The organism is Calidithermus chliarophilus DSM 9957, assembly GCF_000430045.1.
Lineage (GTDB): Bacteria > Deinococcota > Deinococci > Deinococcales > Thermaceae > Calidithermus > Calidithermus chliarophilus.
The window spans coordinates 444,432-446,093 of the sequence record NZ_KE387023.1 but is presented as its reverse complement, the minus strand read 5'-3'; the positions used below and the strand labels follow the sequence as shown (position 1 = coordinate 446,093).

At 71.8% G+C, this 1,662-nt stretch carries 2 protein-coding genes; one reads left to right on the top strand and one right to left on the bottom strand.

Annotated features, from left to right (window positions below):
• Positions 1-493 (bottom strand): LacI family DNA-binding transcriptional regulator (locus tag MEICH_RS23155; protein ID WP_157202806.1); only part of this gene is annotated, 493 nt, incomplete at its 3' end.
• A gap of 375 nt (positions 494-868) precedes the next feature.
• Here MEICH_RS23155 and MEICH_RS23150 point away from each other — a divergent pair.
• Positions 869-1,662, top strand: a 794-nt coding sequence (locus tag MEICH_RS23150; protein ID WP_275052613.1) for an AfsR/SARP family transcriptional regulator, incomplete at its 3' end; no start/stop codon positions are given.

Below are 1,662 nucleotides of genomic sequence, written 5' to 3'. Positions count from 1 at the left end.
CCGCGCGGGCCCCGCCGACGTTGTCCACCATCACGCTGTGGGCGCCGGGGGTGCCGCTCTCGCGGTCGAGCTCGATGAAGGGGAGATTGGCGACGAGCTTGAGGTTCTCGCGGGTCCTCGGGGTGGGCACCAGCAGCAAGCCCTGCGGCAGGTGGCCGCGCAAGGCGTTGAGGGCGCGGCGCTCCTTCTCGGGGTCTTCGTCCGTGTTGAAGAGGAAGACGGTGTAGTCGTGCTTCTCGGCCGCGTCCTGCACCCCTTTGGCTACGGTGGCGTGGAAAGGGTTGAGGATGTCGGTGATGACGAGGCCTAGGCTACGGCTGCTGCGCTGGCGCAGGCTGCGGGCGAGCTGGTTGGGCTGGTAGCCGAGCTGCCGGGCGGCCTCGAGCACCCGCTCGCGCGTCTCTCGAGCGACCATGTCGGGCCGGGTGAGGGCCCGTGAGGCGGTGGCGGGGGATACCTGCGCGAGTTTGGCGACTTCCTCGAGGCTAACCATATGCAATCGATTTCATCTTTCGGGCGGATAAACGTCCATTCACGAAGCCTTTGGAACCAGAAGGTTTACAGGTTTGCAGGCGGAAGCCTGCAAACGTTTGCGGTGGCTGGTAAAGGAATGATACCCGGGACACGGGAGATGTCAACAAGGGGCCGAGGCCGGCGGAGCCCCCTCGGGGACGGGGCCGCCGGACCGGCTCGTCGCGAATTGTCGCTAAGAAACGAGCTGGAGCCGTGCCCGGCTCGGCTCCAGGCCGGGCACACGCGGGGATTTGCCGCAAATTTGAACCGGGTTCAGTGAAGAGGAGTTCGGGGCAGGGCGCCGGTTTCCCGGGGCGGGCGGCCTGGCGGAGGGGCTACACTGGGCCCAGGCCCTATGCTCCCCTCGAGCCCGCGCTCGGCAGGCCCCCTGCCCCTGACCCTGCGACTGCTGGGCCCGGGCGGTCTGTGGCTGGGCGGCGAGGCGCTGGCCCTGCCCACCCGTAAGGCGCTGGGCCTGGTGGCCTATCTGGCCCTCGAGGGCCCCGCCTCCCGCTCCCGGCTGGCCGACCTCTTCTGGAGCGAGAACGACGAGGAGAGCGCGCGGCGCAACCTGCGGCGGGAGCTGCACCGCCTGCGCGAGACGGCCCTGCGCGAGCGCCTGCGCGCCGACGAGAAGGCAGTGGGGCTGGAGGGCCCGCTGGAGATCGACGTGGCGCGCTTCCAGGCGCTGCTCGAGCGCGGCGAGGCCGAGGCGGCGCTGGGGGTATACCGGGGGCCGCTGCTCGAGGGGCTCGAGCTGCCGGGGGCCGCCGGCTTCGCCGAGTGGCTGCAGGGCTGGCGCGAGCAGCTCGACCGGCAGCGGCAGCGGGCCCTGCTGTACCGGGCGGAGAACCTCGAGACGCGGGGCGACTGGCGGGGGGCGCTGGAGATCCACCTGCGGCTGCTGGCCGAGGACAGCCTCCAGGAGCGCCACCACCGCGAGGTGATGCGGCTGCACTACCTGCTGGGCGAGCGCGAAGCCGCGCTCGAGCGCTTCGAGCGCCTGAAGGGCACCCTGCGGCAGGAGCTGGGCCTCGAGCCCCTCCCCGAAACCCTGCACCTCGTCGAACAGATCCGCGCCGCGCGGGCCCCTCAGCCCGCCCCTCCCGCGCCGCAGGGCCCGCCCCCCGCCCTGCCCCTGCGCCCGCC